This is a genomic window from Clostridium pabulibutyricum (assembly GCF_058242705.1).
Window position 1 is genome coordinate 24903 of record NZ_JBZAYZ010000021.1, and the last position, 6930, is coordinate 31832.

The 6930-nt window shown below is 30.8% G+C and carries 6 protein-coding genes; all 6 read left to right on the plus strand.

Annotation, left to right across the window (positions count from 1 at the left end; translation table 11 throughout):
• Nucleotides 1-3: 3 nt before the first annotated feature.
• Genes AC4CVH_RS15560 through AC4CVH_RS15585 form a run of 6 tightly spaced genes read left to right on the plus strand, consistent with a single transcriptional unit; the run spans nucleotide 4 to nucleotide 6848 of the window.
• Nucleotides 4-2004 (plus strand): VirB4 family type IV secretion system protein, encoded by a 2001-nt coding sequence (locus tag AC4CVH_RS15560; protein ID WP_490788645.1) that lies wholly within the window; start codon nucleotides 4-6, stop codon nucleotides 2002-2004.
• Nucleotides 2001-3311, plus strand: coding sequence for a type VII secretion protein EssB/YukC (locus AC4CVH_RS15565; protein ID WP_490788646.1), 1311 nt, complete (start codon nucleotides 2001-2003; stop codon nucleotides 3309-3311). The genes AC4CVH_RS15560 and AC4CVH_RS15565 overlap by 4 nt, the downstream gene beginning before the upstream one ends.
• Entirely contained in the window at nucleotides 3308-4258 is a 951-nt protein-coding gene (locus AC4CVH_RS15570) for a bifunctional lytic transglycosylase/C40 family peptidase (protein ID WP_490788647.1), read from the plus strand. The genes AC4CVH_RS15565 and AC4CVH_RS15570 overlap by 4 nt, the downstream gene beginning before the upstream one ends.
• 15 nt (nucleotides 4259-4273) lie before the next feature.
• Nucleotides 4274-4855, plus strand: coding sequence for a YddI family membrane protein (locus tag AC4CVH_RS15575; protein ID WP_490788648.1), 582 nt, complete (start codon nucleotides 4274-4276; stop codon nucleotides 4853-4855).
• Nucleotides 4856-4857: 2 nt separating this feature from the next.
• On the plus strand, nucleotides 4858-5292 hold the full coding sequence (locus AC4CVH_RS15580) for a hypothetical protein (RefSeq protein ID WP_490788649.1): 435 nt from the start codon (nucleotides 4858-4860) through the stop codon (nucleotides 5290-5292).
• Between the two features lie 5 nt (nucleotides 5293-5297).
• Nucleotides 5298-6848, plus strand: a complete 1551-nt coding sequence (locus tag AC4CVH_RS15585; protein WP_490788650.1) for a VirD4-like conjugal transfer protein, CD1115 family — start codon at nucleotides 5298-5300, stop codon at nucleotides 6846-6848.
• The last annotated feature ends 82 nt before the right edge of the window (nucleotides 6849-6930 follow it).

Sequence of the window (6930 nt, forward strand, 5' to 3'; positions counted from 1 at the left end):
TGAATGTTTAAATTGAAAGCTAAAAAAATTACTAAAAACTTAACTAAAAAATTAGGAGCTAAAGATATTGAAGAAACAGAGGAAGTTAAAAAGGATGAATTGAAAGGGATAATTGATAATACACCTATTGAAGCAATTTACCCTTTTATATACAAAGAAAATAAAGATAATGTGGAATTAGGCGGGAACTATATAAGGGTGATTGCAATAGCTCAATACCCTACACAAGCAAGAGGAAACTGGCTTTCTGATTTAAAGCGATTAAAGGGTAATGTTACGATTACCCAATATATAGAGAAAGCCAGTGACACAACAATGCTTGATTACTATAACAAAAGTATAAAAAATAAACGAGCCGAGTTACTTAAAACTAAAGATCCAAAACTTACTATGAATTTAGAAGAACAAATTCATAGTGCAGAAAATCAACTAAAGGAGTCTCTTAATAATAAATTTGGGTTCTTATATATTTATACTTATATATTAATTCAAGCAGAAAGTCTTGAATTAATCAATAGATTGGAAGAAAATGTTAACAGAATTTTAATGAAAGTTCATATGAGAGGCATAATTCCATATTATCGTATGGCAGGTGCTTACTGGTCGGCACTTCCATTAAATCAAAATAAACTTAAAGATTACACATATCAAATGTCAAATACGACGGCAGCTAGCAGCTTTTTTCTTTTTGATGATAGCGAAATTTGCGATCTTTCTCCAAATTCAATAATTGAAGGGACTAATAAGATTACAAATTCTATAGTATCAATTAATTACCTGGATGATAGAAGAACACTCAATCAAAATATGGTTGTTGTAGGAACGTCAGGAGTTGGTAAAACCACTTATCTTAAAAGAAAAATACTCAATCTTATAGCAAGGGGCTTTAATGTATATGTTATAGATCCTGAGAATGAATATACAGATATTATTGAATATTTTGGCGGTACTGTGGTGCATTTAAGTTCTATATCTGATACCAAAATAAATCCACTTGAAATATTTTCAGAAGAAGTTGAAGATGATGAATCAATTAAAAATATGAGTGATATTGCTAGGGTTGAAAATCTTATAAAGCAGAAATGTCAAAGACTTAGAGGATTATTTAAAGCTATTAAAAGTGATATGACGCAAGTTGAAATGTCTATAATAGAGGATATTTTAATGAGCCTTTATACAAAGCTTAGAGAAATCAAGGATATAAACAAAATGACCCATAAAGATTTCCCTATATTTGAAGATTTATATAAAAAAATCGGGGCTTTAAAAGAAGAGAATCCAGAAGCATTTAATAAAGTAAAAGACTTCTACTTTATATTAAAAAGTTATGTATATGGTTCAAACTCCTTGTTCAATGGCTATACAAATATAGATCTGAACAATAACATCATTTCTTTTGATTTAAAGGCTCTACAAAGCGAAGCTGACATTCAAGGAGCTTGTTATCTAAATACCTTTAGTTATTTGTGGGACATTATAACAAAATCAAATAAAAATGATAAATACACTTATTTATTTATAGATGAATTCCATTTCTTGATTAAGAACAAAGAAAGTGCGGATTTCTTTGTTCAGGCATATAAGAGGTTCAGAAAGTACCACGCTGGAGCTATAGCAGTTACACAGCAGATACAAGATGTTTTAAGAGCAGAGGGAGGACTAGGAACTGCTGTAATTGAAAATAGTTTTACAAAATTGTTCTTTGGTTTGGACAACAGGGGAGTTGATGAGGTTATAAGTAAACTTCAATTAAACTTTTCTAAACCTGAAATATCCCTTTTAAGAGCAAAGAGACAGGGCGAAGCTTTACTTTTATATGGAACAAAAAGGGTTTTTATGAAGATACAGCTTAGTAAGGAAGAATTAAGGTTAGAAAATAGAAAAAGATATAAAGAGAAATTTGAGGAAGATCCGGATATTCAACCTGACTATGAAAATGAGCTTTATATAAGCCCTATGGAAATAGAAGAAATAAAAAATAGTTTAGGAGGGTGGAGAGCTTGAAAATACTATTAATAGATGATTTAACTGTATATACGAAAAAAAATGAATATACAATACACATAAATGATAATAAAGCTTTAGCTGAAAATATTAGTGAACTTGAAGGATTAAAAAAGAATAATGAATACTGCTTCCCTCTTACATCTATAAAACATGAGGGGCAAAAATATATTTTAAAATACAGCATAGAGGAAGGGTATAAGCCTATAATAAGAGCCAAAAAATATTCAAAGGTGATTAGGTTATCATTACTTGAAAGAATACTTGATATTAACCCACTTGAAAAGTTTGAAGATAAAGTGATACTACATCCACAAAATGTATTTTTTAAAAATTTAAAGAATGTAAAATTCATGTATAGGAGCAATAAGCTCATTCCATATGTTCATAATTACACAGACTTAGAACAATACAAACTTCTTGCAATGTCAATGCTTTCACCATTTTCACTTGAAAAATTCAGAATAAATAAAAATGCACTCTTAAATAAAATAAAAGACAATTTTTTATTTGAAGTGGATAAAACTCAATCAGTACAGGAGCTTCACAGTGTAATTAATGAAAAACTAAACACTGATGAAACGCAGCATTTTAAAGATATTGAGATTAACAAAAAAATAAATATGCAAAAAAAAGCTATAGCCAGGGTAATTACTGGTGCTGTCATATTGATTATTTTAATTGTAGCAATTGGTGTAAGTAAGGTTTCTAACAACAAAGTAAAAGATGTTTATTCAAATAAAATTCAAATGATAAATAAGAAGGCTGATGCCTATAAGGAATTTAGTATGAAAAATTATAAAACAGGTGGTAACTTACTAAAAGAAAGTGGATATACAAAATCACAGATAGCTGATGCTTACATGGAATTTGGACAGTATGATGATGCTATAAGAGAAGATCCAAATTCAACAAGTAAAGTAATAGAAAAAATGTATGCGACCGGGGAACAGAAAGATATACCAAAGATGAAAAGTAGTAATAGGTATGTAAATACAGAAAAGCAGATTATAAATTATAACTATAATTACTTGCTTGCAGAAAAAGAACTTATTTCAGACAAAGATCAGCTTAAAAGGTTGGCATTGGCATTTATATCGCACAATAATGTAGTTGATGCAGAAGATATAAATTCAAAACTCAAGGATAAAGATATAACAACAGCAATAAATAGAAAAAATGCAGAAGGCAGGATAAAAACTTTAAAGGACAGTATAGCCAAGGAGACAGATGCAAAAAAGAAAGCTGCTATCCAAAAGCAAATAAATGATTTAACTCAAAAGTACTTGAAAGGCAGTAAAAAATGAAAAAAATAATAATTATTGTTGTTGTGATATTTTTCATAATAATTGTAGCTATTTTGGGGCATCAACAGACTGATAATAATAATTTCGGAAAGGCAAAAGTACCTGAATCGGTTCAGAAATGGCGACCTTTAATTGCAGAAGTTGCTAATAAATATAAAGTTGGAAATTATACAGAAGTATTACTTGCTATTGTATATCAAGAAAGTGGGAATAGTGGTACAAATGACATAATGCAAAGTTCAGAAAGTGAAGGACTTGCACCTAATTCAATCCAAGATCCTCAAGAATCTCTAAATGTAGGAATTAAGTATTTTAGCTCAATCGTACAGTATGCAAATAAGAAAAAATGTGATTTTGCTACGATAATTCAATCATACAATTTCGGACAGGGATATGTAGATTATGTGGCTTCACATGGTGGAAAAGGCACAAAAGAACTTGCAATGTCTTTTTCGGCTTCACGTGGTGGTAGATATGGTGATCCAAGCTATTACGACCATGTAATGCGGTATGTAAGTGTAACAAATACAGGAGGATCAGAAGGTGCTTCTCAATCTCCACTAGGAAATGATTCTTATAAAAAACTAATTGGTACAGCAGAACAATTTCAAGGAGAAGCTTATGTATTTGGAGGTTCTACTCCTTCTACTGGTTTTGATTGTTCAGGACTTGTACAGTATGTCTATGATCAAGCAGGAATAAACCTTCCACGTACAGCACAAGCACAATATGATGTAACAAGCAAAATTGCTCCAGGAGATGTGAAACCAGGTGATTTAGTATTTTTCAAAGGAACATATAATGCAGGTGATTATATAACTCACGTTGGAATATATGTTGGAAATAATACAATGTATCAAAGTGGAGGTCATGGAGTTGGATATACAAGCTTGGATAATAGTTTTTGGGAATCACATCTGGCGGGATATGGAAGAGTTAAAAATTAGAAAAGAGGTAGGTTTATGAAGAAATTTTTTATAGGCCTAGCAATATCTATTGTATTAAATATCATTTTAATAATAGGTATTGTAGGCCAAGGAGTAATATTAAGCAGGCAAAAAAGTCAAATAAAAAATATAACTACTGAAAATCAACAGCTGAATAAAAAGTTATCCCAGCTATCCAGTGAAGGGAGCAACCAGGATAACTACAATATAAAAAATGTTATACACAATGTATTTTATGCAGAATTTAACTACAATAATCAGACTTATGTTTCCAGATTTAAAGAAATTAAAAAATATGTGACTGATGAAGTATATCAATCGTTGCAGGGGGCAGGAGGGGCAGAAGCCCCTAAAACCCAAATACAAAACAAGGTTAATAGTTTAAATATCTATTTAACTGATACAAACACAAACAAAGCAAAGGCACTTGTAAGTATCAATACAACTTACAGTGTCAATGGTTCAAATGCAAACCCAGTAAGCCAAATTTATGAAGTAGAAGTAACAAAGCAAGGCAGTAAGTACCTTGTAAATAAAATAACTCTTATGGGAAGTTTTGCTCCATATAACAGTGGTAGCAGTAAAGGGGGCAAATAAGAATGAAAATATCTAAAGGTAAAGTAATCGGAAGTGTTATAGTATCAGGAATTTTAGAGATTGGAGTTCTATGTTTAAGTGATATAGCTTCTCTAGCACAGAAGTATAAAATTCCAAATGTAAATAAAAGTATGATTATTTCAAGCCTTAAAGGCTTGGAACATCACCCAATAGATGTAATCACAAGCCTTACAAAAAATAAAAATCCTATATTTATTTTAGGTACTTTAGTTGTGTTGATTATATTTTTAAGATTAATTTTTAATAGTAGCAAAAAATCTAAATATGAAATCGAATCAGAGTATGCAATTCATGGTTCAAGTAGATATGCCGATAGTTCAGAAATTTTTGTAGAAGGTCAGACTACAGCTGTACCTGTAAAACAGTTTTTAAATGATTTAAAACAATCAATTATGAATGTAAAAGGAGGGGAATAAAAATAATGAGTAATAGAGTAGATTCTAATGGTATAGTACTTGGAATAAAGGAAAATATGGCTTTAGTTCAGCCAACTAAATCATCACTTCCCAATAGAAATTGTTTTGTCGTAGGAGGACCAGGTTCATTTAAAACTCAAAGTTTTGTTGTAACTAACGTTCTAAATGAAAGAGAATGTTCTATTGTAGCTACAGATCCAAAGGGAGAACTTTACGAGATGACGGCAAAGGTTAAAGAAGCACAGGGGTATGAGGTACACGTAATAAATTTTATGAATATGTTGAATAGCGATCATTATAACCCTTTTGATTATGTAAGAAAAGATAGAGAAGCTGCAACAGTTGCAAATACAATGGTTGCAGCAAAAAACGACTCAAAGCATAAAGATATTTGGTACAATTCTCAACTATCACTTTTAAAAGCACTTATTTTATATAGTGTTTATGAAATGCCAATAGAGAAGAGAAATATGCCAGGGGTACTTGATTTCCTACAAGAATTTGATCCTGAACAAGACAAAGACGGTATTTCTAGTTTAGATGAACAATTTTTAAAATTACCTAAAACACACCCTGCAAGGAGGGCTTATGAATTAGGATTTAAAAAATCTAAAGAGGAAACTAGGACAAGTATTATAATTTCTTTACTTACAACTATAGGGGATTATGTAGATCAGGAAGTTGCAGACTTTACATCAAATTCAGATTTTTTTCTAAGTGATGTTGGAAAAAGAAAAATAGCCTTATATGTAATAATCCCAGTTATGGATGATACATGGGAAGGGCTTATCAATTTATTTTTCAGTCAAATGTTCCAGGAGCTTTATGCTTTAGGAGCTGAAAACAATTCAAAGTTACCACAACCAGTAATTTTCCTGCTTGATGAGTTCCCAAATCTAGGGCGTTTCGATAATTATGAGAAGTTTTTAGCAACCTGCAGAGGGTATGGTATAGCTTGTTGTACTATAATTCAGAATATAACTCAACTGCAAGAAAAGTATGGTAGAGAGCAGGCAGAGAGTATTTTAGGTAATTGTGGTATAAAGCTATGTTTGGGTAATGTCAACGATACTACAGCAGAGTATTTTTCAAAGCTTGCAGGTAAAACGACGGTAAAGGTTCAAACTTCTTCAAAGTCCACATCAAAAAGTAGTAAAAATGATAGTTCTTCAAATTCCCAAAATTTCAGTTATGCGGGAAGAAATCTTATAAATGCGGATGAGATTTTAACTATGAATCCGGATGAATCAATTCTGATAATCACAGGTAAACACCCTGTGAAACTTAAAAAAGCAAAGCAATTTGAAATATTTCCAGGTATCACAGATACGTATAGATGCTATCAAGGAGATTATCAAAGAAGAGTCTCAAATGAGATTAAAGAGTTTAGAGAAGAAAAAAGAGCTGAATATGAGAAATATAAAAATTCTCCGGAGAGGAAAGAAGCATTAGCAAAGGGAGAAAAAATAATAAATAAAATAAAAATAGAAAATATAGAAGATGAAGATGAGAAAGATAAGGCAGCAGCAAAAAATTTTTTTGCAAATAGGAATTAGATTGGAGGAAGTCAAATGAAAATAAAAAATAAATTATTAGTAATTATGTTAATTACCTTTTTAGGTATTACACTTGTTGGAT